The organism is Flagellimonas zhangzhouensis, from assembly GCF_900102925.1.
Lineage (GTDB): Bacteria > Bacteroidota > Bacteroidia > Flavobacteriales > Flavobacteriaceae > Flagellimonas > Flagellimonas zhangzhouensis.
On record NZ_FNKI01000002.1, the window covers coordinates 224,056 to 249,227 of the forward strand.

The 25,172-nt window shown below is 40.4% G+C and carries 22 protein-coding genes and 2 tRNA genes; 9 read left to right on the forward strand and 15 right to left on the reverse strand.

Annotated features, from left to right (window positions below):
* Positions 1 to 28: 28 nt before the first annotated feature.
* The gene (locus BLQ18_RS07765) at positions 29 to 403 is read right to left on the reverse strand and encodes a hypothetical protein (RefSeq protein WP_175443732.1); all 375 of its coding nucleotides are present in this window, start codon (positions 401 to 403) and stop codon (positions 29 to 31) included.
* Positions 404 to 651: 248 nt separating this feature from the next.
* Between BLQ18_RS07765 and mdh the strand changes: the two genes are divergently transcribed.
* Together mdh and secDF are read left to right on the forward strand one after the other, a co-directional pair.
* Positions 652 to 1,578 (forward strand): malate dehydrogenase, encoded by a 927-nt coding sequence (mdh, locus tag BLQ18_RS07770; protein WP_090293965.1) that lies wholly within the window; start codon positions 652 to 654, stop codon positions 1,576 to 1,578.
* A 222-nt stretch (positions 1,579 to 1,800) separates the two neighbouring features.
* On the forward strand, positions 1,801 to 4,767 hold the full coding sequence (secDF, locus tag BLQ18_RS07775) for a protein translocase subunit SecDF (protein ID WP_090293967.1): 2,967 nt from the start codon (positions 1,801 to 1,803) through the stop codon (positions 4,765 to 4,767).
* Positions 4,768 to 4,836: 69 nt separating this feature from the next.
* On the opposite strand, the gene BLQ18_RS07780 is transcribed toward secDF, so the two are convergent.
* The 8 genes from BLQ18_RS07780 to exaC form a co-directional block, all read right to left on the reverse strand.
* Complete coding sequence (locus BLQ18_RS07780) at positions 4,837 to 6,300, reverse strand: glycosyltransferase (protein WP_090293969.1); 1,464 nt, start codon at positions 6,298 to 6,300, stop codon at positions 4,837 to 4,839.
* Between the two features lie 77 nt (positions 6,301 to 6,377).
* Positions 6,378 to 7,628: an ATP-binding cassette domain-containing protein gene (locus BLQ18_RS07785; RefSeq protein WP_090293971.1), complete on the reverse strand. Its 1,251-nt coding sequence runs from the start codon at positions 7,626 to 7,628 to the stop codon at positions 6,378 to 6,380.
* A 31-nt stretch (positions 7,629 to 7,659) separates the two neighbouring features.
* Positions 7,660 to 8,181 carry a GNAT family N-acetyltransferase gene (locus tag BLQ18_RS07790; RefSeq protein WP_090293972.1) on the reverse strand — a complete coding sequence of 174 codons (522 nt, stop codon included), beginning with the start codon at positions 8,179 to 8,181 and terminating at the stop codon, positions 7,660 to 7,662.
* Entirely contained in the window at positions 8,182 to 8,664 is a 483-nt protein-coding gene (locus tag BLQ18_RS07795; protein WP_090293974.1) for a DUF192 domain-containing protein, read from the reverse strand.
* A 3-nt stretch (positions 8,665 to 8,667) separates the two neighbouring features.
* Positions 8,668 to 9,636 carry a prolipoprotein diacylglyceryl transferase gene (lgt, locus tag BLQ18_RS07800; protein ID WP_090293977.1) on the reverse strand — a complete coding sequence of 323 codons (969 nt, stop codon included), beginning with the start codon at positions 9,634 to 9,636 and terminating at the stop codon, positions 8,668 to 8,670.
* 66 nt (positions 9,637 to 9,702) lie between these two features.
* Positions 9,703 to 9,924 (reverse strand): membrane protein insertion efficiency factor YidD, encoded by a 222-nt coding sequence (yidD, locus tag BLQ18_RS07805; RefSeq protein WP_090293979.1) that lies wholly within the window; start codon positions 9,922 to 9,924, stop codon positions 9,703 to 9,705.
* Positions 9,925 to 9,981: 57 nt separating this feature from the next.
* Entirely contained in the window at positions 9,982 to 10,368 is a 387-nt protein-coding gene (locus BLQ18_RS07810; protein WP_090293981.1) for a DUF779 domain-containing protein, read from the reverse strand.
* A 1-nt stretch (position 10,369) separates the two neighbouring features.
* The gene (exaC, locus tag BLQ18_RS07815; protein ID WP_090297426.1) at positions 10,370 to 11,893 is read right to left on the reverse strand and encodes an acetaldehyde dehydrogenase ExaC; all 1,524 of its coding nucleotides are present in this window, start codon (positions 11,891 to 11,893) and stop codon (positions 10,370 to 10,372) included.
* A 212-nt stretch (positions 11,894 to 12,105) separates the two neighbouring features.
* Here exaC and BLQ18_RS07820 point away from each other — a divergent pair, with 212 nt between their 5' ends.
* A complete protein-coding gene (locus BLQ18_RS07820) occupies positions 12,106 to 13,014 on the forward strand; it encodes an AraC family transcriptional regulator (RefSeq protein ID WP_090293983.1) in 909 nt (302 codons plus the stop codon).
* 3 nt (positions 13,015 to 13,017) lie between these two features.
* Here BLQ18_RS07820 and cysS read toward each other — a convergent pair whose 3' ends face one another.
* Both cysS and folE read right to left on the reverse strand, forming a co-directional pair.
* Positions 13,018 to 14,499, reverse strand: a complete 1,482-nt coding sequence (gene cysS, locus BLQ18_RS07825; RefSeq protein ID WP_090293985.1) for a cysteine--tRNA ligase — start codon at positions 14,497 to 14,499, stop codon at positions 13,018 to 13,020.
* 13 nt (positions 14,500 to 14,512) lie between these two features.
* Positions 14,513 to 15,193 (reverse strand): GTP cyclohydrolase I FolE, encoded by a 681-nt coding sequence (folE, locus tag BLQ18_RS07830; protein ID WP_090293986.1) that lies wholly within the window; start codon positions 15,191 to 15,193, stop codon positions 14,513 to 14,515.
* A 133-nt stretch (positions 15,194 to 15,326) separates the two neighbouring features.
* Between folE and BLQ18_RS07835 the strand changes: the two genes are divergently transcribed.
* Complete coding sequence (locus BLQ18_RS07835; protein ID WP_090293988.1) at positions 15,327 to 17,129, forward strand: T9SS type B sorting domain-containing protein; 1,803 nt, start codon at positions 15,327 to 15,329, stop codon at positions 17,127 to 17,129.
* A 108-nt stretch (positions 17,130 to 17,237) separates the two neighbouring features.
* Complete coding sequence (locus BLQ18_RS07840) at positions 17,238 to 18,683, forward strand: T9SS type B sorting domain-containing protein (RefSeq protein ID WP_090293990.1); 1,446 nt, start codon at positions 17,238 to 17,240, stop codon at positions 18,681 to 18,683.
* Between the two features lie 50 nt (positions 18,684 to 18,733).
* Here the strand turns inward: BLQ18_RS07840 and BLQ18_RS07845 are convergent, their stop codons facing one another.
* The gene (locus BLQ18_RS07845) at positions 18,734 to 20,236 is read right to left on the reverse strand and encodes an OmpP1/FadL family transporter (RefSeq protein ID WP_090293992.1); all 1,503 of its coding nucleotides are present in this window, start codon (positions 20,234 to 20,236) and stop codon (positions 18,734 to 18,736) included.
* Between the two features lie 38 nt (positions 20,237 to 20,274).
* Complete coding sequence (locus tag BLQ18_RS16885; RefSeq protein WP_139150376.1) at positions 20,275 to 21,531, reverse strand: hypothetical protein; 1,257 nt, start codon at positions 21,529 to 21,531, stop codon at positions 20,275 to 20,277.
* Between the two features lie 94 nt (positions 21,532 to 21,625).
* Between BLQ18_RS16885 and proS the strand changes: the two genes are divergently transcribed.
* The 4 genes from proS (at position 21,626) to rpsT (ending at position 23,669) form a co-directional block, all read left to right on the forward strand.
* Entirely contained in the window at positions 21,626 to 23,101 is a 1,476-nt protein-coding gene (proS, locus tag BLQ18_RS07860) for a proline--tRNA ligase (RefSeq protein ID WP_090294001.1), read from the forward strand.
* A gap of 80 nt (positions 23,102 to 23,181) precedes the next feature.
* Positions 23,182 to 23,253: transfer RNA gene (locus BLQ18_RS07865), tRNA-Glu, on the forward strand.
* A gap of 57 nt (positions 23,254 to 23,310) precedes the next feature.
* Positions 23,311 to 23,382, forward strand: a tRNA-Glu gene (locus BLQ18_RS07870).
* 35 nt (positions 23,383 to 23,417) lie between these two features.
* A complete protein-coding gene (gene rpsT, locus BLQ18_RS07875; protein WP_090294003.1) occupies positions 23,418 to 23,669 on the forward strand; it encodes a 30S ribosomal protein S20 in 252 nt (83 codons plus the stop codon).
* Between the two features lie 61 nt (positions 23,670 to 23,730).
* Here rpsT and BLQ18_RS07880 read toward each other — a convergent pair whose 3' ends face one another.
* A complete protein-coding gene (locus BLQ18_RS07880; RefSeq protein ID WP_090294007.1) occupies positions 23,731 to 24,417 on the reverse strand; it encodes a hypothetical protein in 687 nt (228 codons plus the stop codon).
* Between the two features lie 65 nt (positions 24,418 to 24,482).
* Entirely contained in the window at positions 24,483 to 25,169 is a 687-nt protein-coding gene (locus tag BLQ18_RS07885) for a hypothetical protein (RefSeq protein WP_090294009.1), read from the reverse strand.
* Between the last annotated feature and the right edge of the window lie 3 nt (positions 25,170 to 25,172).

Here is a 25,172-nt window from a genome sequence, read left to right on the forward strand (position 1 = left end):
CTATTTTCATATAAGTAGTCTTCACGTGTTACTCCCTGGTGGCGAAGACCGAACCGTTCTCCAGGGTTAAAATTTCGGGTTGTTTTGCTTTTTGCATGCTAACGGTGATATCCTGCACTTGAGGATCACCATATATAATGGTATAAATACCGTTGTCTACGGACCATTTAAAATCGGTATAAAAAACAAGTTTAGAATCGGAATAACTCTGGTATCTTCCCAGATACACATCGTTAAAAATCCATTCCTCGCGAGTGGTATTGCTTGAAACTTTATCGGTTTCGGAAGAAATTTCGGTTTTGGCCCAGATGCCCAAGATAGGGTCGTTGTTCTCTGGAATCTCGCTACAGTTGCTTACGGCCAAGATGGCTATAATAGACAACAATGAAAAGAGCTTTTTCATAGTCTCGTAGGTTAAATAAGTTTTGGGACTATTAGAACGTAGTTTTGTAGGAATCTATTGCACAAAAATCCAAGAAAGATTTTTTGATGGTTCCTAAGGGGCTTAAAAAGACAATTTTCATCGCATTTGTGAGGGAATCCCGTTTTTCGGATTTACCACGTGATTTAAGCCGCTAAAACTGGTAAAAGTCAGTCTTTTTCTGCTTCAAATGCCTTATTTTTGAAGTCTAAAAATTTAAACTTACACAAATGAAAGTTACCGTAGTTGGAGCAGGCGCAGTTGGAGCAAGCTGTGCTGAATACATAGCAATGAAAAATTTTGCATCAGAAGTTGTTTTGTTGGATATCAAAGAAGGATATGCCGAAGGAAAAGCAATGGATTTGATGCAAACAGCATCCCTTAATGGTTTTGATACCAAAATAACTGGAAGTACCAACGATTACAGCAAAACTGCTGGCAGTGAAATCGCAGTGATCACTTCTGGTATTCCACGTAAGCCTGGAATGACCCGTGAAGAATTGATCGGAATCAATGCTGGAATTGTAAAAACTGTGGCAACAAGTTTATTGGAGCATTCTCCAAATACGACCATTATTGTAGTAAGTAACCCAATGGATACCATGACCTATTTGGTGCACAAGGCAACTGGTCTTCCAAAAAACAAGATTATTGGTATGGGTGGTGCTTTGGATAGTGCGCGTTTCAAATACAGATTAGCCGAAGCATTGGGAGCTCCGATTTCCGATGTGGACGGTATGGTAATTGGTGGCCACAGTGATGTAGGTATGGTGCCATTGATCGCCCACGCAACCAGAAACAGTGTAAAAGTTTCCGAATTCCTTTCCGAAGAAAAAATGCAATGGGTTGTGGAAGAAACCAAAGTTGGTGGTGCAACCTTGACCAAATTGTTGGGAACCAGTGCTTGGTATGCTCCAGGAGCCGCAGTTTCTGGATTGGTACAGGCCATCGCATGCGATCAAAAGAAAATGTTCCCATGTTCCACAATGTTGGAAGGTGAGTACGGTTTGGATGATATTTGTATCGGTGTCCCTGTGATTTTGGGTAAAAACGGAATCGAGGAAATCGTAGAAATCGAACTTACTGATGCAGAAAAAGCTAAAATGCAAGAAAGTGCCGAAGGTGTTAAAAAAACCAATGGTCTGCTAGACGTATAAGCTCGAAATACTTAAGTATAGAAATTGTCATTTCAGGTGTAACCGCCAAGAAATCAGTATAGATTGACTTGGAACTGTAGAGGGGAATCTGGGGTGACAATTTCATTTTATTTTTATGGTAACCCACCATTATTGCAATTACATTAATTTCTATTGGCAAATCTTATCGGAAATGATATATTTGCACGCTGTTTAAGAAAACTTCTAAAAATTTAATAATCAATGCAAAATAAAGGACTTATAAGGCTTTTCGCGATCCTTTTTGGCTTGGTGAGCATCTATCAGCTATCCTTTACTTTCATCACAAGTAAGTTGGAGAAAGATGCTGAAGCTTATGCTGTTAGCCAAATTTCGGAAGCTGAGGAAGATTATGTGGCAAAGCGTGAAGCTTTAGAGGCATCGTACTTGGATTCCATCAGTGACAACACTGTTTTGGGCTTTACAAGCTATGGAGAGGCGAAGACGAAAGAGTTGAACAAGGGATTGGACCTTAAAGGAGGTATCAACGTAACCTTGCAGATTTCCGTTAAGGATATCTTGAAGGGACTTGCCAACAATACCAAGAACCCAGTGTTCAACAAAGCTTTGGCTGATGCCGATGCTGCATCCAAAAATAGTGACGCTACCTATTTGGAGCTGTTTTTTGACGCTTTTGATAATATTAAAGGAGATACCAAACTGGCCTCCCCAGATATTTTTGCCAATAAAGGTCTTAGCGACGATGTCAATTTTCAAATGAGTGATGATGAGGTAAAGCCTGTTATCAGAAGAAAAATTGATGAGTCCATTGTTTCTGCATTCGAAGTGCTTCGTGAGCGTATCGATGGTTTCGGGGTTACCCAACCAAATATTCAACGTGAAGGAAATTCAGGACGTATCTTGGTGGAACTTCCAGGTGCAAGGGATATTGCCCGTGCACAAGATCTTCTTTCCAGTACTGCCCAATTGGAATTCTGGGAAACCTATCCACAGAGCAACCAAAGTTTGGGTGTTTTCTTGGTAAATGCCAACGAGCGTTTGAAAGAAATTTTGAAGCCAGAAACTACGGAGGAAGAAATTTCCAAACCAGAGTCTGAAATCGATTCTTTGTTGTCTGATGTGGCACAAGATTCTTTGGATATGACCCAAGAGGCCAATCCAATTCTTGGAAAATTGATTCCAGCAAGCCCAGGTGGACATGCGATTGCTAGCGCTATGGTTTCAGATACTGCCGAAATTGGTGCGTATTTAAGAATGCCTGAAATCAAAAGGTTGATTCCAAATGATATTCAGTTTGTAAAATTCCTTTGGGAAAGACCATCTCAAGATTCTGAAATTGCTGAATTGTATGCACTTAAATCCAATAGGGATGGTGTACCAAGAATCAGTGGGGACGTAGTTTCCGATGCACAGGATACTTTCGACCAGTTCAATAAGCCTGCAGTGAGCATGACCATGAACACACGCGGGGCCAAAGAATGGGAAAAATTAACTGGTGATGCTTACAATAACCAAACAGGTATTGCCATTGTTTTGGATAATAAAGTATACACCGCTCCTGGTGTTTCTTCAGGGCCTATCTCTGGTGGACGATCTGAAATTACAGGTACTTTTACCGTAAACGAAACTAAAGATATCGCCAACGTATTGCGTGCGGGTAAACTTCCTGCATCTGCAGACATTATCCAATCGGAAGTAGTGGGTCCATCTTTGGGTCAAGAAGCTATTGACAGTGGATTTAGATCATTTATGATCGCCATGCTTTTTGTGTTGGCGTGGATGATTTTCTATTACGGAAGAGCAGGAGTATTTGCTGATATCGCTTTGATTTTCAACATTCTTTTGATTTTTGGTGTATTGACCAGTCTTGGTGCTGTATTGACATTGCCAGGTATCGCAGGTATTGTATTGACCATTGGTATGTCGGTGGATGCCAACGTACTTATTTTTGAAAGAGTAAAAGAAGAATTGCAAAAAGGAAAGGGCAAAGCACAAGCTATTGCTGATGGTTTTGGAAATGCATTGTCTTCTATCTTGGATGCAAACATTACTACAGGTTTAACGGCGATTATCCTTTTCATCTTTGGTTCTGGACCTATTAAAGGTTTCGCAACAACCTTGATGATTGGTATTGTTACTTCCTTGTTTACCGCCATTTTTGTAACTCGATTAATGATTGAGGCTTACACAAGCAAAAAGGGTAGACGTTTGGATTTCTACACTGGAATCACAAAGAACCTATTCAGTAACTTGACTGTTGATTTCTTAGGGAAACGTAAGATAGCCTATATCATCTCTGGTATTTTGGTTGCAGTAAGTGTATTCTCATTATTGACTACAGGATTGCAACAAGGTGTTGACTTCATCGGAGGACGTACCTATCAAATCCGTTTTGAAAAGGCTGTGAACCCTTCTGAAATTGCATCAGAATTGAATACGGTTTTTGGAAGTGGAACCAATGTGAAGACATTCGGGGGTAACAACCAAATTAAAGTAACTACACCTTATAAAGTAGATGAAGAAGGAATTGAGGTAGATGCTGAAATTCAAGATAAACTATATACTTCATTGCAAAAATACCTTCCAGACGGAACTAGCTTTAATGATTTTACCGTGGGTGCTTCAGAAAAGTCTATCGGTATTATGCAATCGGTTAAAGTTGGACCTACCATTGCGGATGATATCAAGAAAAATGCATTCTTGGCCATCTTAGGTTCATTGGCAGTAGTATTCTTGTACATCTTATTACGTTTTAGAAAGTGGCAATTCTCATTGGGTGCAGTTGTAGCGGTATTCCACGATGTTATGATCGTATTGGGAATCTTCTCCCTAACAGGAAGTATCATGCCATTTAACATGGAAATAGATCAAGCCTTCATAGCGGCCATTCTAACCGTAATCGGTTACTCACTGAACGATACGGTGGTTGTATTCGACCGTATTCGTGAGATTACTGGCCTAAAAGGTTGGAAAGGTGGAGAAAATATCAACGAAGCCTTGAACAGTACTTTGAGTCGTACTTTGAACACCTCGCTTACCACATTGATCGTGTTGTTGGCCATTTTCATCTTCGGAGGTGAAAGTTTAAGAGGATTTATGTTCGCGATGATTACGGGTGTAATAGTGGGTACATATTCTTCTGTATTCATTGCAACACCAGTAATGTTCGATTCATTAAAGAAGAAAATCGCTGCTGCTACGGGAGCATAGATTTCGTTTTTTTAGATTACACCAAAAAAGGCCACTTTTAAAAGCGGCCTTTTTTTATGGGTTAAATATTTAATTCTTGTTTGCTGATAGAACTTCAAGCCAAGATAACAGTTGACTGAACAACGTAAAATTTTGAATGACTCGAAGCTGTCCGTTAAAGCCCCACTTATCTCGATCTTTGGGGTTGTTCAGCATATGTGCCATCGTTTTTGATAAAGCGGGAATGTTGGTTGGATCAGGATTGATTTGTCCCGTTTTATTGTGTACTACCTGAAACTTAAGTCCAGCTGCATTGGATACCAAAACAGGTTTCCGTTTCCACATCGCCTCCGTGGCAGTTAATCCAAACCCTTCTTGGATCGAATTTTGAACAATAATGCTCGATGTACGTTGAATAGCGTTTACAATCAAGGCATTTTCCTTGGGATTGTCCAACGGCAACAACAATATGGCAATATCGTTTTGCATGGCGCTATCCACTTCTTTATATGTTTCAATAAGTTCTTTGAGTACTTCTTCACCCTCTGGGTCATCTGAAACAAAAGCAGGATCTGGACCTCCCATGATCAACAATGCCATTTCTATTTGTTTGTAATCGAGGCTATCAGGGTCGCCATTTTTGCGATTGTCCAATTTCATTTTTATGAAAGCCTCCATCAATTCCTTAAAACCCTTTAATCGATCCCAACGTGATATTTCGGTGATGATAGGTCTGTAAATTAGATTGAGGTTGGTGCCCTCGTCCAAAGTGCCAAAGGAACCATCGGGCATCACTTTTCGAACCAAATGGTTGTATCGATTATAAAGAATGGCCTTGTGGTCGTCCAAGATTCCCGATTGGTATAAAATTCCGATACATTTATGCAATTGGAGCTCTCTGTTCTTATGGCTCAATGGATCAATCGCAGGAGGAATTATGGAAGAGCGACTCTTTAAAGATTTTGGTACATAACTGGGCAAACTGAACACAAAATGATCATAATCGTTGGTGTATGGCTTTAAAAATTCCCAAACCGCATCGGTTACTTCAGTATCGTCTTCTAATCCGATATGGCAACGCCAAATAATGGAGACATCTTTCTCTTTTTTAATCATAGCCGCCAAGGGCATAGGCTGTGGGTCATGAACCACAACAATATCACCATCGTTTATGAATTCCAATGCCTTGGCAAGGTTGTTTCGGTTGACAGCTTCATATATTTTTCGGTCATCCTCCGTAAAAACACCATTGCCACTCCCATGAATGGCATTGTGAATGCGTTTGGTCAGGTCGAAGAACGATTTTTCCTTTGCTTCTATGACCAGCCATTCAATGGAAGTACCAAGTTCACGAAGTATACGCATTTGACTGGGTAACATTTCGGCAACCCCACCTCCAATGGCGGTTGAGTTGATCATCCAAACGGTTTTTCCTTTTAAAGTGTCAATCGGTTCCTGTGCCTGTTCCATAAAATCCAGAACAGAAGAGTAGAGGGAGCCATACGCCTTATAATCTGCGATTTTGGCGCCTGGCTTAACAGTAATTTTTTGCATGGGTGGGAAGTGTATTTTTGAATTCCCTTTAAGATAGCAAAAATTGACGGTTTTCTTTCGTTTTGAATATGAGAGGATTAGGGTTTTAGTTCAATGCCAAGGGAACCATTTGGGTCTGGTTGTAATTCAAAAATGCGTTCTGGTTCTAGTTGTGGTTCTTTTCTGTGGGAAACAAAAACAATGGCGGAATCGCTTTCTTGGGCAATTTTATTTACTAGTGCAACAAATAAGGAAGCACTGGCATCATCCAATCCTGCAGTGGGTTCGTCTAGGATTAATAACGGGGAGTGTTTTACCATTGCCCGTGCCATCATCACCAACCTTTTCTCACCCACGGAAAGATCTTTAAAATAATCCTCTTTTTTATGATCCAATTTGAGGAGTGCCAACCATTGTTTGGCTAATTGTTTTTCTGCATCCGTGGGTTGAACGTATAGTCCTATGGAATCGTGCAGTCCTGAAATAACCATGTGCTCCAAAGTGTGATACCCACGAAACTTGTTTGTTATGGCAGGAGTGTAGTAACCAATTTTTTGTTTGAGATCCCATACGCTTTCTCCACTTCCTTTTTTCTGTCCAAAAATGGTCAAATCTTGCCCGTAACCTTTGTGGCTATCTCCAGTGATCATACTCAATATGGTCGATTTTCCACTCCCGTTGGGTCCGATCAATTGCCAAAACTCTCCCGATTCAATTTTCCAATCAATTTGGTTAAGTACCTGTCTGCCATCAAAACTTACCGATACTTTTTTGAGCTGTACCAATGTTTTTTCAGTCACTTTAATGGGGCTCAGCGGTGGTGGAATTGTGCCTTCAAATAGTACTCGTTTAGGTTGATTTGCTTGCCAAAAGTCTTTCGGTGACTCATACCGTTGTAGTGTGTCGCCGTCTAGTTTGAAAAAATCAGTGGAGCTGGGTAAAATATCATCCACGCGACTGACTAACTGTACTAAAATTCGAGAAGATGCTATGTCGTTTAATTGGTCTTTCAATTTTGCCTGAGTGGCAACGTCCAAATTATCGAAAGGATTCACCAAAATGAGAAAGTCTGGTTCTTGTTGCAAAAGATAATTGAGCAACGCTTTCTTTTGCTCACCACTGCTCATTGTTTTAAGGGGTTGGTTCGTATCCCTAGTCAAAATTTTAATATCATGCCGCTCTTCTTCATCCATAAACCGATTGATTTCGGAACGGGAAAAAAGTAAACCCTTAAGCTTTTGTAATTCCTCAATGTTGGAAACATTTTCTTGTTTTAACAGAGATTCCACCAAATTTTTGGTGTTCGAATTATTTTGGGTGAGAATGGCGTAACTTTTGGGTGGTTTCATTTAAGAAAGTATACTCCCAAATTTACAATGATTACGCGTTTACACGAAAAATATGAACAGGATTGTCTTTGTAGGTGGTTGTTTTATCTAAATGCATCCCATTTTTGAGGGCCACCTTTTGGGAAGGAACATTGTTCACATGAATAATGGAAATCAAGGAACTGGAAAAATCATGTTCGAAGGCATAGAGCTTACATTTTTGCGCAGCTTCAAAGGCATAACCTTGTTGCCAATATTCAGGGAGGATGGAATAGCCGATTTCCAATTCTTGTACATCATCCACAATTTGCACTAAAAGTCCACAAATCCCGACCAATTTCCCGTTTGATTTTGAAATTAGTGCATTCATGCCGCCCAAATCGTTTTGGTACCGTTCAAAAATTCGGTCAAATTGTACTTGACAAGCTGTTTTGGGATCAGAAGGGAGCCCTTCCCAATATTGGGTGGATTTTGGGTTGTGGTAAAAGGGTAGCCAAGCCTCAAAATCTGCCGCTAATAATTTTCGGAACAGCAAACGTTCCGATGCTTCTTGTTCAAGTAAAAATTTAGCCATTTAGTTTCTGGAAAAACTTATACTATCTCGAGCTTGAAATCCATGGGTGTCCGAAAGTCCCGCGTTGATCTCCAGAACATATTTAGCTGGAGCTTCAGATGGCAGGCTACCTTCATTATAGGCTTCGGCCTCTTTTTGGATGCTCACAATTTTTTGCTCGCCATCTATATAAATAATATCTAAAGGAAACTGGGTATTTTTCATATAGAACGAACGCATACGAACATCAGGGAAAATAAAAAGCATGGCTCTTTTGGCTTTCATGGATGGGCGATACATCAATCCCGTTTGGGTTTCGTATTCGGTTTCTGCAATTTCTATATCAAAATTCACGGTTGTAGAATCCGTAGCCAATTTGATTACCTGTAATTCACCCTCTTTTTTAAAGGAGACGGTTTCTGTTTTTATGGAAGTTTTTGTTTCAGTTTTGCATGAAGCCAAAAACAATGTGCATAAAAACAAAATGGAAATTTGTTTGAGCATGGGTTAGTATTTACTTTCCAACCGTGGTTTTATCATTAAAGCAAGTCCTGCAGCAATCAACGGAAAACTCAACCATTGTCCTGTGGTTAAATATCCAAGCTTGTCCTCAAATCCTCCTTGACTCTTTTTATAGAATTCAACCACAAAGCGCACCGTGAAAAGAAGCACTAAGAACAGACCGAATAAAAAGCCAGGTTTATAATCTTTTTTAGTTTTCCAATACACCAGATACATGATGGCAAACACGATAAGGTAACCGAAAGCTTCATACAATTGCGCTGGGTGACGGTAAGGAATGGATTGTAAAAGCTGTGAAAATTCTGGATTATGTTGAATGGCCTTGTAGGCTGCATTTTCTGTAGGTTCTTTTGTTAAGGCCATAGCTTTGTATGCAGGCATGTCATCCGAATCACGGATAAAACGGGTGGCAAAAATGTATGATTTATCTTTTACAACATCACCATTGATCTCGGAGTTGAAAAAATTTCCGATACGAATAAAGGCCGCACCAAGGGCAGCGGGCACTGACATTCTATCCAAAAGCCACATGATTTTTATGTCTTTCCATTTTATGGTGTAGAGAATCATCCCAATTATGGCGGCAATGGTGGCACCGTGGCTGGCCAAACCTGTGAATCCTGTAAACTCGTATCCATTGATGATGCCAAAAAGAGCACCATCGGAACTTTCGCGGATAGGAAGTAAAATTTCGGCTATGTGATCTTTATAATAATCCCAATCGTAAAAGAATACGTGGCCCAAACGTGCACCCAACATAATGGAAACTACCGAATAAATGAAAAGGGAATCCAATTGTTCCATGGATTTTTTTTCATTTTGGAAGATCTTTTTCATGAGCATCCACCCAACAACAAAGGCAGCGATCCAAAGAAGATTATAATATTTTATCTGTAAAAAACCCAGTTTAAAAAGGGTTCCTTCGGGGTTCCAATCAAATCCAAGGAAATACATCTTGATTATTTTTTGGACTAATATAACTACTTTGATTGGTTGAAGCGTTGAATTGCGACTTCAATTTTAAGGAACGGGGTCATAACCACTTCCACCCCAAGGGTTACAACTGGCTATACGTTTTATGGACAACCATCCTCCTTTAAAGAGGCCGTGCTTCCGTAAAGCTTCCAATGTGTATTGTGAACAAGTGGGGGAGTAGCGACAGGTAGCGGGCAGCATGGGCGAAATCAAATATTGGTACAATTTCACCAAAAGAACAAAAGGGGCTATCAGTATCTTTTTCATGCGCGATGTGTCTGCGGGTACAAGGTAAAAAAAAGCCCCGATAAATCGGGGCTCGCACTAAACATCCTCTACTGGTACAAGAGGCTCTAAATTTTCTCTTTCATTATCTGTATACAATCTGGATTTGATCACAAACCGAAGTCCCATTGGAATTTCCAAACTAAAGCTGGAACCCCTTCCCGTGGTGATATCCACGGTCAATTGGGTGTGTTTCCAATATTCGAACTGATCTTTGCTCATATAAAAGTTGCAACCGTGAATGCTGCCCAAATGCACATCGTTGTCATTTAGCATTAATTCACCTTTAGGAAAACACATGGGTGATGAGCCGTCGCAACATCCTCCGCTTTGGTGAAACATAAGTTCACCATGGCGTTCCCTCAATTGGTCGATAACTTCTTTGGCTCGATCCGTGACCAAGACCCGTTTTGTCAAATCTTTCATTCTAAAAGAATCCAAGCTTATTCTTGTCGTAAGAAATCAGCATGTTTTTGGTCTGGCGATAGTGGTTCAACATCATTTTGTGTGTTTCCCTACCGATTCCAGATTTTTTGTATCCTCCGAATGGTGCATGAGCAGGGTATGCGTGATAACAGTTTACCCAAACTCTACCTGCTTCAATTTGTCTTGAGATTTTGTAGGCTTGGTGCATATCGCGAGTCCAAACTCCAGCGCCCAATCCGTATAAAGTGTCGTTGGCAATTTCCAAAGCTTCAGCTTCATCCTTAAAAGTGGTCACACACACTACAGGGCCAAAAATTTCTTCTTGGAACACGCGCATTTTGTTGTTTCCTTTTAATATGGTTGGCTTTATGTAGTAACCGCCTTCCAAACCTTCGTTGTATGCAGCTTCACCACCTGCAAGTACTTCACATCCTTCTTCTTTTCCTATTTGGATGTAGTTAAGGATTTTTTCATACTGATCGTTGGAGGCTTGTGCTCCCATCATGGTGGTTGGGTCTAGTGGGTGACCTAATTTGATGGCATTGGTTCTTTCCACTACGCGCTCAATAAATTTGTCGTAGATACTTTCTTGAACCAAAATCCTGGATGGACAGGTACAAACCTCACCTTGGTTCAAGGCAAACATAACGGCACCTTCCAAACATTTGTCGAAGAACTCATCGTCTGCTTCCATGATGCTTTCAAAGAAAACATTCGGTGATTTACCACCCAATTCCAAAGTCACAGGGATGATGTTTTTAGATGCATATTGCATGATCAATTGTCCTGTGGTGGTTTCACCAGTAAAGGCAATTTTGTTGATTCTTGGGCTGGAAGCCAACGGTTTTCCTGCTTCCAAACCGAAACCATTTACCACATTCAGTACACCTGCAGGTAAAATATCTTCGATCAATTCCATTAATATAAGGATGCCCACAGGGGTTTGCTCTGCTGGTTTTAATACCACACAGTTACCCGCAGCCAAGGCTGGCGCTATCTTCCAAGCGGCCATCAATAATGGAAAGTTCCATGGAATAATTTGTCCAACCACACCAAGCGGCTCCAAAACGTTCATGGAAACGGTGTTGGAGTCCAATTCACTGACCGAACCTTCTTCTGCACGGATAACACCTGCAAAATATCTAAAGTGGTCTATGGCCAATGGCATATCGGCAGCGCGTGTTTCACGAAGTGCCTTACCATTGTCCCAAGTTTCTGCACGGGCCAAAACTTCTAGGTTTTGTTCCATAACGTCGGCAATCTTAAGTAAAAGGTTACTTCTGTAAGTGGCAGATGAGTTGTTCCATTCTGGTGCAGCTGCCCAAGCGGCGTCCAAGGCCTTATCAATATCTTCAGCGGTAGATCGTGCAATTTTGGTGAAAGAATTTCCGTCTACAGGAGAAATATTATCGAAATATTCTCCTTTGGTTGGTGGAACCCATTTTCCACCGATGTAATTTTCGTATTGCGCTTTAAATTTTGGTTTTTCCAAAACGTTGCGCTCCGTAGTTTGTACATTGCTCATAATACTGTTGTTTAAGTTAATTTTTGTAGGTTGAACGTGCATGGTTCAACTGACTGATTTTAAAAGTATTGATTTTGAGTTCTGTGCATCTGACGTATTCTATTAATGACATGACCGATTCTCTTTGTTATTGAATATTTAACAAATATTGACTTTGAATTTTTTATATTTAATAACTAAACATATAATATATTAAGGAGTAGTAATTTAATATGCGATTACCCGAACGATTTTTTAAGGAGCGAAAGCTGGAGCACTTGGTCGAGAACCAAACTTCGTATACGCTGAACAATGCCTCTATGCATGTTTTTGAGACCCATTTACAGGCGGAGAAGGTTTTGTTGCAGTTTGATCAGCCCGTTTTGGCTTCCATGTTGATCGGTAAGAAGGTGATGCATTTACGTGATAAGGAATCTTTCAATTTTTTACCAGGAGAATCCTTGATTCTTCCTTCGAATGAGGTGATGTGTATTGATTTTCCTGAAGCGGATGTGGACAATCCTACGCGTTGTTTGGCAATGGCCATTTCCGATGAAAAGATCAATAATGTCATCAATTTGATGAACGAACAAATGCCCAAAGTGGATGGTTCCGAATGGGCATTGATGGATTATAACTATCATTTTACCAACGATGCCAGTATTTATGGTATTATCCAACGCTTGCTGTACCTGTTCACGGAAAATCACCCTTCAAAAGATTTTTTTGTGGACAATATGTTGCAGGAGCTGATTATTCGCATATTACAAGGCAATGAACGGGATAACTATGCAAAAAATGCTTCGAAATTAAGTTCAAATAATCGTTTGGCCTATGTAATGGATTTTATTTCAACCCATTTGCATGAGCAATTGTCCATTAGTGATTTGAGTAAAAAGGCCTGCATGAGCGAATCCCATTTTTACAAAACCTTTAAAGAGGAATTGGGGGTTACACCAATCGACTTCATTAATAGCGAGCGCATTAAAATGGCTATCAATTTATTGAAGGATCCCGATAAAAAAATAAAGGAAATTTATCTGGAATGTGGGTTTGAGAACCGTTCCTATTTCAACAGGCTATTCAAACGAAAAATCCACGTTTCACCAGGACAGTATCAATCAAAATTCAAGAAAGATTAAAGCCTAGTTCAGACTAAAAGTGGTTCCGTCTTTTCCGTCCTTGATTTGAATACCCAAAGCATTGAGTTCATCCCTGATTTTATCAGAAGTGGCAAAATCTTTATTGGCACGGGCTTCATTTCTCATTTGAATCAACAATTCCATCACCCCATTTAAAGCTGTGGAATCATCATTCGCCAACGATTGATTTTCGATGCCAAGTACATCGTACACAAAAGCTTTCATAGTTGCAGAAAGCTCCGTTTTATCTGCTTCTGAAATTCCAGATTTACCTTCCTTGATCAGGTTGATGTTTTTAACGGCATCAAAAAGTTGCGCAATCAGAATTGGAGAATTGAAGTCGTCGTTCATGGCATCATAGCATTTCTGCCTCCATGCTGCCACATCAAAATCTGAAGTATTGGAGGTTGGTAAACCATCAACATTGTCTAAAGCATCCATTAATCGGTGGTAGCCTTTTTCAGACGCTAATAATGCATCATCACTAAGATCCAATATACTGGTGTAATGGGCCTGCATCATAAAAAAGCGCACCACTGCTGGAGTATAGGGTTTGCTCAAAATGTTGTTGTCCCCACTAAAAATTTCTGCTGGGTAGATATTGTTGTCCGTGGATTTGGACATTTTTTTACCGTTTAGGGTAAGCATATTGGCATGCAACCAATATTTTACAGGAGATTTTCCTGTACTTGCCTCAGCTTGGGCAATTTCGCATTCGTGGTGCGGGAATTTCAAGTCCATTCCACCGCCGTGAATATCGAAAGTTTCACCCAAGTATTTGGTGCTCATGGCTGTACACTCCAAATGCCAGCCTGGGAATCCATCTCCCCAAGGTGATGGCCAGCGCATAATATGTTGTGGTTCGGCTTTTTTCCAAAGGGCAAAATCCTGAGGGTTTCGCTTTTCATCCTGAGCGGTAAGTTCGCGGGTGTTGGTGATCATATCCTCCAACTTTCGTCCGCTCAATTTACCGTAATCGTGGTCTTCGTTAAACTTTACCACATCAAAATAAACTGAACCGTTTACTTCATAAGCCAACCCTTTTTCTAGGATTTCTTTGATGATTTCAATCTGTTCGATAATATGCCCAGTAGCCGTTGGCTCAATGCTGGGGGGCAACAGATTTAATTTTTGAATGGTATTATGGAAATCCACGGTGTAGCGTTGCACTACTTCCATAGGTTCTATTTGCTCCAATTTGGCTTTTTTCGCAATCTTGTCCTCACCTTCATCTGCATCGTTCTCCAAGTGACCCGCATCGGTAATGTTACGCACATATCTAACTTTGTACCCTAAGTGTTTAAGGTATCTAAAGATCATATCAAAAGACATAAAGGTTCGGCAATTGCCCAAGTGTACATTGCTGTACACGGTTGGGCCGCAGACATACATGCCCACGTAGCCTTCATCTATGGGTTCGAATAGTTCTTTTTGTCCAGAAAGTGAATTGTGGATGCGTAGGTGTTGGTTTTTATACAGTTGCATTAATCGTTTAGGATTAAAATTCGGTATCTAGGTTGATGTAATCCAAAAATTCCCTGCGAACGGCCTCATCTTTAAATTTTCCTCCATACTCCGCGGTTACCGTGCTGCTTTCAATATCTCTGATTCCCCTTGAATTTACGCAAAGGTGCTTGGCATCAATTACACAGGCAACGTCCTCAGTTCCCAAAACTTCTTGAAGTTCTTTTACAATCTGAATGTTCAAACGCTCTTGTACTTGAGGTCTTTTGGCATAATAATCCACAACACGGTTCATTTTGGAAAGCCCAACAACAGTGCCATTTGAAATATAGGCGATGTGTGCACGGCCAACAATGGGCAACAAATGGTGCTCGCAAGTAGAGTAAAGAACAATGTTCTTTTCCACCAACATTTCACCGTATTTGTACTTGTTGCTAAAGGTTGAGGAGTTCGGTTTTCTATCGGGATGAAGTCCGCCAAAGATTTCTTTCACGAACATTTTTGCCACACGTTTTGGAGTGCCGTTCAAACTATCATCATCCAAGTCAAGTCCAAGAGTGAGCATAATTTCCCTAACGCTTTTTTGTATTCTTTCGATTTTTTCGTCATCGCTCAATACAAAAGCATCTTTCCTCATTGGTGTTTCCGTTGAAGAGCCAACGTGATCGTTACCTCTTTCCTCATATTGTTCTTCCAAAGCCTGCTCTAATTTCATAGCTGTTTATTCAGGAGAGCAAAGATATACATTAATCAACGATTTAACATCTGGTATCGGTTGATTGACAACATAAATTATTGTTAAGGCAAGAGTGGCGGTACTTTTATAATGCGCAAACCTACAGTCTTTTATGTTTAAGAATTTCGCCAGAGTCTTTTTATTGTCCCTATTTTGTCAAGCTGTTAATGCACAGATTGCGCAAGATTGTGTGGATGCCATTCCTATTTGTAGCAACACACCTGTGAATGGTGGCACCTACGATTTTGGAAGTGATGACTTTAATGGGGCAACGGCTACGGGCTGTTTGGAGGCCACGACTTTGGGAACGATTGAATCCAATTCGGCTTGGTACAGATTTAGGACCAATGCTTCAGGACAACTTGGATTTAATATCGGACATGACAGTACCGAAGATTGGGATTTTGCATTATATCAAGCCTCAGATTGTAATCTGTTGGGTGACCCTATACGATGTAACTTTTTCGATAATAGCGAAGGGGTGAGTTTTATTGGTGTGGGTGAAGATCCAACGGGCAATACAGATTCTGTTCATTTTGAAGATTGGTTGGAAGTTGAGCCAGGACAGGATTACTATCTTTTCATCAATAATTATAGCAATGTAAACTCTGGTTTTTCCATTCAGTTTACAGGAACCATCTGGGAAACTAATCCTTACGATGCATTGGATTGTTCCATTGTTAGTAACCTTTTGGGGCCTCCGATTGCGGCTTGTGAAGGTGACAATGTGGAATTGAATGCTACCACTGCCGATGCTTTAAACTACAGTTGGTTCATGAATACAGGGTCTGGATATTCTCAGATTACTGGAGCTACTTCTGCTACTTATACAGTAACTGCTTCAGGAGATTATAGAGTAGTAGTTGCCACCAATGCTGAAACAATTATTAGTGATGTGCAAGTAGGATTCAACCCAAGCCCCATGACCAATCAAGTTTCAGATGAAACTTTTTGCCAAACGGATTCCATGACTTTTGATTTAAATACCAAAGATGTTGAAGCTTTAGGTAATCAAAGTCCAAATGATTTTATGGTTAGCTACCATAGTTCTCCATCTGATGCCACAATGGGAATTCATCCTTTGGAAAAGGAGCATACAACTCTAGTGGGTCAAGAAACTATTTATGTGCGAACCACTTCAATGGCCAATTCCAATTGCTTTGATGCTTCACAAAGTTTTGTTTTGGAAGTGATTGAGTCTCCAGTTTTGACATTTTCTGAGCAAGAAGTGATTTGCGAAACCGTCGGGTCTTTGGAAATAGGAGAGGCTTATCCTGTTCCAAATTTTGAATATATGTGGAATACAGGGCAGCAAACGCCTACCATTCAAATAACTGAAGCTGGAGAATATACCCTTACCGTATCCAATATCGTAAATGGCGTAAGTTGTGAATCATCCCGAACGGTTACAGTTTCTATTTCTGAAATGCCAGTGATTACCAGTATCGATATTGCCGATATGAGTGTCAACAATGTAGTAACCATTCATACGGAGGGGCAAGGTGAATTCGAATTTGCTCTAAATGAAGGAGAATACCAATCCAGCAATATATTTGAAGGTGTTCCGCCTGGAGTTCACACAGTTCACATGCGCGACCTTTATGGTTGTGGCGAAGTAGTGGAAGAAATTGTGGTTGTCGGATTTTTGACCGCATTTACTCCCAACGGAGATGTGTTGAACGATTTATGGCAAGTGGAAGGACTTTCAACCCTGAATTCGCCCATTGTCACCATTTATGACCGTTATGGAAAGCTCATCAAGCAAATGAGCCAGTTCGATGCAGGTTGGGATGGTAATTTTCAAGGAAAACCACTTCCTTCTACCGATTATTGGTTTAAACTTTCTTATTTGGATAATGATGGTAACCGAATCTTTGCCAAATATTTGCAAAGCCATTTCTCTTTAAGAAGATGATCAAATTGTTATTCATCGATTAACTGTTTAATTTTTCGGTTATTGTATACTAAAACCTACTTTCTTTAGTTATACAGGTTATGTAGCATAACCTTTAGCCCAAACTCTATGAGAGCTCTTTTTAGTGCCGTATGCCTTATTGTTTTCTTTCAGCTACAGGTAAGCGCACAAAACTCCCCAGATTGTAGAACTGCAATTCCTGTTTGTGCCGATGCCCCTATTATGGGGACTACAGATGGTGGGGGTGATATCGATGATTTTGATCCTGAGGTGATTACCCAAACAGGCTGTTTGGAAAAAGGGAGTGTGAGCTCGGCAAACATAGAGAACAACTCAGCTTGGTATGTTTTTAGGGCAGGTACGAATGGACAAATAGGATTTGATATTGAAGCGCTTCCAGTTAACCCAGGTGGACCTATTACCGCGGAATGGGATTTTGCATTGTATGGTCCTTTTGATGAAGATTCAGGGGCTAATTACTGTACAATTATTGGTGATGGCTCTGCCCAGCCCATTCGATGTAATTACGAATATAATGACACAGGTTTTACAGGAATTGGCGTGAATCCAGTGGATGGTAGGGAAGGAGCTCCTTTTGTGAAGGCGAGTCAAAATACCTATGATGAATGGTTGAATGTGACCGAGGGTGAGATTTATTACCTCTACATTAATAATTACAATACAAATTTTGATGATGAACCAGAGGATTTCATCTTGACATTTACAGGGTCTTCTGTGGATGAAGATCAGGATACGGCTTTGGATTGTACGTTGAGAGATGAGTTTTTAGGATTTGATATTGTGGCCTGCGAAGGTGATCCAGATATTGTTTTGAGTGCGTTGAATTCACCTGCTGGTCCAAACTTGAACAACATAACTTGGACGGTGGATTGGGACGATGATGGCACGATTGACCAAGTTTTGGCTACAGGTGCCACTGAGACAGAGTATACGGTTTCGAGTCCAGATTCAGGACGTTATTTCGTATCCATTGAAAACAGTCTTGGACAAATTTATTCTGACGATGTCCTGATAACTTTTTATGGTCAGCCAGAATTGGATGAGGTTCGAATTATAGATGATTTGGTTTCGAGTGATCAAACAGATCCTTATAATGTAGAAATTGTTCCTGTAGGTGATGGGGATTACGAATATGCCATCAATGGTGGAGAGTTTCAAGATAGTCCTATTTTTTATGATGTGCCTCCAGGGGTAAACACAGTTGTGATCAACGATAAAAATGGATGTGGTACTTCGGAACCAGCTGAATTTTTGGTTGTGGGCTATCCCAAGTTTTTTACACCCAATGGTGATGGAATTTACGATACTTGGAATGTTTTGGGAGTAGAACAACTGACCAATCCTGTTATTTATATATTCGACCGTTATGGAAAGTTGCTAAAGCAATTGGATACCAATTTAGGTTGGGATGGTACCTTTAATGGACGGGATATGCCGTCATCCGATTATTGGTTCCGATTGGATTATGATAAGGATGAGGATGGTGTAATTGTAGCCACCCAAGTACGTAGGCATTTTTCGTTGGTACGATAAAAAAAGGCCAGAATTTCTTCCAGCCTTTATTCAATTTTTTAATTTCTTGTTTAGAATTTCATGGAGTAGCCCAATGAAATATTGGTGTTTACCCTGTTCACTAAACTGGCTAGGTCAAGACCTCCATCAAAGAAATAGGTATTTACATCTTGCTCCATTCTGGTGTAGGATAGGTCAATTCTACTAGCGCCAAAATTGTATCCGATACCAGCGGAATACGCATTCAATTCACCCACTGTGCTTCCATCTTCATACGGACTGTCTTCAAAACGGTATCCTGCTCTTAAACTTACTTGGTCAATTCGGTATTCTCCTCCAATTCTATAGGTGTTCACAACGCCTAAAGTGTTTGAAATGTAATTGTTCTCATCTGAAAAACTAGGGTCAGATGTTGGTTTCAACTTTGCTTGGGACATATCTTGATAGCCGTAATCAAAACTGATCAAACCAGACTTGCCAAAAACAAGCGCAGCACTACCTGTAATTTTTGCAGGTGTTTGGATTCTATAATCAGGATATAGGTTTACGATACCGAAGTTGATGTAGCTGATATCTGAAACCGCCAAATTTGAATTGATGCGTTGAGAGGTGTCGTCTCGCAATCTATACCAAGTAGGGGACTGGTAACTTCCTCCAATACGAACCGCTTCGCTCAATTTGGCAATGGCGCCTAAACTAAAAGAGAATCCAGAGCCATCAGTGTGTAAAAAGTTATCGAACGAACTGCTTTGAATCAGGGAATTGGCATTATACCCATCCTCATCAAAGTAGGTGACTTGATCGTAAAAAACAGAGTGAAAATTCAATGCCGCTCCCACATATAAATTTTCCTTGTATTGACCGGAAAAATTAAAAGTGAACTTGCTATTGTATCCAGAAGTGTTGTTGATATAGCGTTGATTCACACTGCTGTAATCGGCGTTTGAATAGTAGGAAGTATTGCTGTCATCATCAGCTACAGGTTCAATAATACCCGCTTGGAAACCTAAGAATGCTTGTTGTGGTCCATATCCTAAACTAGAGCCGATATCCAAATAGGCATCTTCAATATATTCTCCGTTCTGAACTCTTAATGGTCCTAAAGGTTCTCCTTGTGCAAAGTTCAAAAAGTAATTATCAATACCCACCGATGAGCTTCCCCTTGCCAAGAACTCATTTTCAAAGTTCTGAACCATGTCGTAATTCACGGCAAGGGCAATTTTCCGCCATGGGTTTTTGTCTGAAGCCTGAAAAACAAACACGCCACCAGCTTGATTAAAGTTGAGGTCGTTCATCGTTGTTTTGGTCATTCCACCACCATAAAAAGCGTCATTGTTTCGGTGGTAATTGGTTCCCGTAAAAGTGATTTCGTTATAGTTGAACACCGCCGACCCTGCAGGGTTTACGTTGATGGCACTTAAATCGCCACCCAATGCACCAAAGGCACCTCCCATAGCTTGAAACCTTGGGGTTCCCTGTAGGTCTTCCGAGCTAAATCGCAGTACATCATCTATGGTCTGGGCACTGGCATAAGCACATACCATTACCATGATGAAAGTTGAGATTCTTTTCATTTTGTTTGATTTAGATTAAAGGAATAGTTTTTAGCATATTATGGTCTGCCACCTCGGCTTCCACCACCACGTGAACCACCTGAAGACCTGGAAGCACCTCCAGAGCTTCTGGAACTGCTACCACCTGAGCTTCTAACGGCCCCTGAGCTTCTGGAAGAAGAACCGCTGCTTCGGTAACTTCCTGAGCTTCTTGTAGAGGACGAAGGTCTACTGTAGCCACTGCTTCTTGAAGGTGTTGAGTATGATCTAGAACTATTTGTAGCTCCTCTATAGCTTGGATAAGAGCTTCTTGTGCTCGGTCTACTTGTTCCACTATAGCTTCTTGAGCTTCTGTTGGGGGAGTAGGTTCCGTATGAAGGACGGGTTGTTCTACTGCTTCTATTATAATAACCAGCCGTAGATCGAGTACTTCTGCTTGTTCTGTAGTTTTGGTTTCGAGTAGCTGCAGCGCTTCTTGAATATCGTTGTGTATTTGCACGATTGGTGTAGCTGCTGTTGCTTCTTCTCGCTAGATTATTGCTTCTATTGGTCACTGCTGAATTGGAGCGACCGCTATTTCTTCTAAAATCACTGGTGTAACTATTTCTTGAGCGCAAAGTGGTTCCAGGAATTCGTGAATATCCTCTTCTGCCCGACATGTATGCATAATCTCTTCCGTAATATCCGTTCCAGCCCCAGCCGTTGTATGGGTAACCCCATCTCCAGCCATATCCAGCCCAGCCCCAGCCAGCGTTCCAACCCCAGCCAGTATTCCAACCCCAGCCCCAACGGCTATATCTCCAAGGACTGTACCATCCCCAGCCCCAGCTATTGTAAGGGTAACCCCAGGCCCAGCTATTCCAACCCCAGTAACCACCCCAACCGTAGTTGGCCCAGCCCCAGTTGTTGCCATAAACATTTATAGAGATGCTTGTAGGATTGTCTCCCCAACCTGGATTTCCGTTGTAATTGTTGTTATAAGCAAAGTAATCCGTTTGCTCACCATAGGGAATGGTGTCGTTGGCCATTTGACTTGAGTAACTATCAACATCTGTGAAGATTTCACCATCTAAGATCTCGCCATATTCATTGGCTTTTTCACCAAAATAATCCCCATAAATATTGTTCTCCATTTCTGCATTTCGAACAGCTTCGGGATTTTGTTTTTCCACATAAACAACACGGTCTCTGCTGGAATAAATTCCATCATCGTAATAAGAGGCTTGTTGATAAGATCCACATGACGCCATCAATAGAGCGATGACGGAAAACATGGAAAAGGTCTGTAGTTTATTGAGGGGTAAAGACGTTAACATGGTGCAATTTTTATTGTTGAACATATTAAAAATAACTAGTTTTACCGAATTATTTTATTAAAGAAAACACAAGTTTTGTGCCAAAGTTCAATAGATGGGTAAAAATTTAACAAGTAGAGCAGAAGATTATTCCAAATGGTATAATGAACTTGTTGTAAAGTCGGACTTAGCTGAGAATTCAGGAGTTAGGGGTTGTATGGTGATAAAACCTTATGGCTATGCCATTTGGGAAAAAATGCAAGCTCAATTGGATAAAATGTTCAAGGAAACAGGTCATGAAAATGCCTATTTTCCCTTATTTATTCCAAAATCATACTTAAGTAAGGAGGCAAGTCACGTAGAAGGGTTTGCCAAGGAGTGTGCCGTTGTGACACACTATAGATTAAAGAATGCTGAGGACGGCAGTGGTATTGTTGTGGACGAAGATGCAAAATTGGAAGAGGAACTTATTGTTCGTCCAACTTCCGAAACTATAATTTGGGATACCTACCGCAAGTGGATTCAATCCTACAGAGATCTTCCCTTAAAAATTAACCAATGGGCCAATGTGGTGCGATGGGAAATGCGTACCCGACTTTTTCTAAGAACTGCTGAATTTTTATGGCAAGAGGGGCATACTGCACATGCCACACGAGAGGAGGCTTTGGAAGAAGCCGAACTCATGATGAATGTGTATGCCGAATTTGTGGAAACGTATATGGGTGTTCCTGTGATTAAGGGAACCAAAACCGAGAGCGAGCGATTTGCTGGAGCAGAGGAAACCTATTGTATCGAAGCTTTAATGCAAGATGGTAAAGCACTTCAAGCTGGTACTTCGCACTTTTTGGGACAGAATTTTGCCAAGGCCTTTGATGTAAAATTTGCCAGCAAAGAAGGGGTGCAGGAGCATGTTTGGGCTACTTCTTGGGGAGTTTCTACCCGTTTGATGGGTGCGTTGGTAATGACTCACAGTGATGATAACGGTTTGGTATTACCTCCGAACTTGGCGCCAATTCAAGTTGTAATTGTACCTATATATAAAGGAATGGACCAATTGGATGCCATTTCTGAAAAAGTGAATCCGTTGGTGAAGGAGCTTCGTGCCAAAGGAATCACGGTAAAATTTGATGATAGGGATACACATAAGCCTGGTTTCAAATTCAACGAATATGAGTTGAAAGGTGTTCCTGTTCGTTTGGCGGTTGGTCAGCGTGATTTGGCCAATGGTACATTTGAAGTGGCCCGCAGGGATACTTTGGAGAAAGAAACAGTTGCTGCTGATAACATTGTGGACAAGATTGAAGCCTTGTTGAAGGAAATGCAGGAGAACATTTTCCAAAAAGCCTTGGATTATAGGGATAGTCACATCACCGAAGTGGATTCTTATGACGAATTTAAAAAGGTGTTGGAAGAAAAAGGAGGCTTTGTATCAGCGCATTGGGATGGCTCCATGGAGACAGAGGATAAGATAAAAGAGGAGACAAAAGCCACTATACGCTGTATTCCATTGAATGCAAAACAGGAAGATGGTAGCTGTATTGTGACAGGAAAACCATCTTCGCAACGGGTATTGTTTGCAAAGGCCTATTAATTAGGATGCAAAAAATAATATTTACTGTTGCAAGACTTAAAAATAGTTGTATTTTTGCATCCGCAATTGTGCAACCATATGGCCCGTTCGTCTAGGGGTTAGGACGCCAGGTTTTCATCCTGGTAACAGGGGTTCGATTCCCCTACGGGCTACTAAAGTTCATATGGACTTATTGAAAATGGGATTTTAATCCCTAAATTGAAATTAATGGCCCGTTCGTCTAGGGGTTAGGACGCCAGGTTTTCATCCTGGTAACAGGGGTTCGATTCCCCTACGGGCTACAAAAAAAGTATTTAGAAAGAATTAATTATAAGCAATGGCAAACCATAAGTCAGCATTAAAGAGAATCAGAAGAAACGAAGCGGTACGTTTGCGTAACAGATATCAGCACAAAACTGTGCGTAATGCTATCAAAAAATTGCGTAACGAGGAAGACAAAAAAGCTGCCGAAGCTTTGTTGCCTACAGTAGTTGGTATGATCGATAAATTGGCAAAAAAGAACATTATCCATACCAATAAGGCATCAAACCTTAAGAGTAAGTTGATGAGCAAGGTTGCAGGAATGTAATTCTTGATTTAAAGATATTTGAAAAACGCTCCCATTCGGGGGCGTTTTTTTTGCGCTTTATTTATCTAAAGGTTTTTCTTCTACCAAAAATGGCACCAGCAATAAAGCAGGCATACATGAAAAGTACCACGATCATCAAAATATTAAAAACACCATAATTTGAGGCTACAGTGGGTAATTCGTGTCCCAAATAATATATGATTGGAAAAAAGCAATAAAAGATGGCCAATCCCAAAGTTGTCCAAAACATAAGGTTGTGCTTTGTGGGATACATTTCCTTGTCTGTTCGCTTTTCATGAATGTACAAGCCAATACAAATCAGTAAAATAAGTGAAGAAATAATATCTGCATAGTACAAGCTGATGTGAAATGGGTTTTGAAAGAACAGGCTGACCAAGAAAGCCAATATGCTTGTATAAACACCGTACATCACCCACTTTTTATGCTTTTCACGCTTCAGCACATTCCAGTAAACATAATAGAAAAATTGAAATGAGATGAATGCATAAAAATTATATACAATTACGTTGTAGTTGCTGTAGGCATCATCTGCTAAAAATTGAAACTCATCAAATCGCCAAATTAAATATCCCAACACTTCAGTTAGAAAGGTGTAAATGATAAATATTGGAAAGAACTTTAAGGGGGTGTCCACATAGATGCGATAACGGAAAATAACCACAATCCAAGTAATGAAATAAAGTGGAATTGTGTAATTATCGATTAAAAAACCATAGAATTCTTCCATGCAGTAGTCGTAGTTATCCGAACAATCGGACAATACTAAAAATACAGTTTATTAAATAAACGATTTTAACGGAAGGCTTTTCGACGGTGCACTAGAACTCCGATTAGGAAAGTGCCGTACATGAACAAAATGGAAATCCTTAGAATTGTTCGAAAGTTGTAATCAATCCAGATTTGTGGAATCTCGTAGCCTACCCAGAACAGGAATGGATAAATGATGTGAAAAACACCCAGTCCCAAACTGGTCCAAAACATCAGATTGTATTTCATGGGGTAGGGACTGTCTTCTTGTTTCTTTTCTTTGATATAAAGCCATATGTTGAACAACAAGACAAAAGATGCAATCATATCAGCATAATACAGGTTGCTATAAAAAGGATCTTGGAAAAATAAACTGATGCCATAACTGGTTAAGGTTACCGCAGCTCCAATAACAATCCACTTTTTGTTATGCTTTTGTTTTAACACTAGCCAATAGACATAATAGAAAAACATAAAAGCAATCACCGAATAAATGTTGAAGATCAATACATTGTACCAGCTGTATTTTTCAACATTTACCACCTGGAACTCTTCAAAATACTTGATTAAATAGCCCAATACTTCAGTGAGAAAGGTGTACATTAAGTACATGGGATAGTATTTTAACGGGGTGTCGTAATAAGTACTGTAACGGGCCATGGCCACGATCCATACAATAAGATAAAATGGGAGAATGTAATGTTGGGTGATGAATGTGTAAAATCCTTCCATTGG

Bases quoted from the DNA above. Each gene is read 5' to 3' on its own strand.
- BLQ18_RS07765 (WP_175443732.1), bottom strand. From the start codon at position 403: ATGAAAAAGCTCTTTTCATTGTTGTCTATTATAGCCATCTTGGCCGTA.
- mdh (WP_090293965.1), top strand. From the start codon at position 652: ATGAAAGTTACCGTAGTTGGAGCAGGCGCAGTTGGAGCAAGCTGTGCT.
- secDF (WP_090293967.1), top strand. From the start codon at position 1,801: ATGCAAAATAAAGGACTTATAAGGCTTTTCGCGATCCTTTTTGGCTTG.
- BLQ18_RS07780 (WP_090293969.1), bottom strand. From the start codon at position 6,300: ATGCAAAAAATTACTGTTAAGCCAGGCGCCAAAATCGCAGATTATAAG.
- BLQ18_RS07785 (WP_090293971.1), bottom strand. From the start codon at position 7,628: ATGAAACCACCCAAAAGTTACGCCATTCTCACCCAAAATAATTCGAAC.
- BLQ18_RS07790 (WP_090293972.1), bottom strand. From the start codon at position 8,181: ATGGCTAAATTTTTACTTGAACAAGAAGCATCGGAACGTTTGCTGTTC.
- BLQ18_RS07795 (WP_090293974.1), bottom strand. From the start codon at position 8,664: ATGCTCAAACAAATTTCCATTTTGTTTTTATGCACATTGTTTTTGGCT.
- lgt (WP_090293977.1), bottom strand. From the start codon at position 9,636: ATGTATTTCCTTGGATTTGATTGGAACCCCGAAGGAACCCTTTTTAAA.
- yidD (WP_090293979.1), bottom strand. From the start codon at position 9,924: ATGAAAAAGATACTGATAGCCCCTTTTGTTCTTTTGGTGAAATTGTAC.
- BLQ18_RS07810 (WP_090293981.1), bottom strand. From the start codon at position 10,368: ATGAAAGATTTGACAAAACGGGTCTTGGTCACGGATCGAGCCAAAGAA.
- exaC (WP_090297426.1), bottom strand. From the start codon at position 11,893: ATGAGCAATGTACAAACTACGGAGCGCAACGTTTTGGAAAAACCAAAA.
- BLQ18_RS07820 (WP_090293983.1), top strand. From the start codon at position 12,106: ATGCGATTACCCGAACGATTTTTTAAGGAGCGAAAGCTGGAGCACTTG.
- cysS (WP_090293985.1), bottom strand. From the start codon at position 14,499: ATGCAACTGTATAAAAACCAACACCTACGCATCCACAATTCACTTTCT.
- folE (WP_090293986.1), bottom strand. From the start codon at position 15,193: ATGAAATTAGAGCAGGCTTTGGAAGAACAATATGAGGAAAGAGGTAAC.
- BLQ18_RS07835 (WP_090293988.1), top strand. From the start codon at position 15,327: ATGTTTAAGAATTTCGCCAGAGTCTTTTTATTGTCCCTATTTTGTCAA.
- BLQ18_RS07840 (WP_090293990.1), top strand. From the start codon at position 17,238: ATGAGAGCTCTTTTTAGTGCCGTATGCCTTATTGTTTTCTTTCAGCTA.
- BLQ18_RS07845 (WP_090293992.1), bottom strand. From the start codon at position 20,236: ATGAAAAGAATCTCAACTTTCATCATGGTAATGGTATGTGCTTATGCC.
- BLQ18_RS16885 (WP_139150376.1), bottom strand. From the start codon at position 21,531: ATGTTAACGTCTTTACCCCTCAATAAACTACAGACCTTTTCCATGTTT.
- proS (WP_090294001.1), top strand. From the start codon at position 21,626: ATGGGTAAAAATTTAACAAGTAGAGCAGAAGATTATTCCAAATGGTAT.
- rpsT (WP_090294003.1), top strand. From the start codon at position 23,418: ATGGCAAACCATAAGTCAGCATTAAAGAGAATCAGAAGAAACGAAGCG.
- BLQ18_RS07880 (WP_090294007.1), bottom strand. From the start codon at position 24,417: ATGGAAGAATTCTATGGTTTTTTAATCGATAATTACACAATTCCACTT.
- BLQ18_RS07885 (WP_090294009.1), bottom strand. From the start codon at position 25,169: ATGGAAGGATTTTACACATTCATCACCCAACATTACATTCTCCCATTT.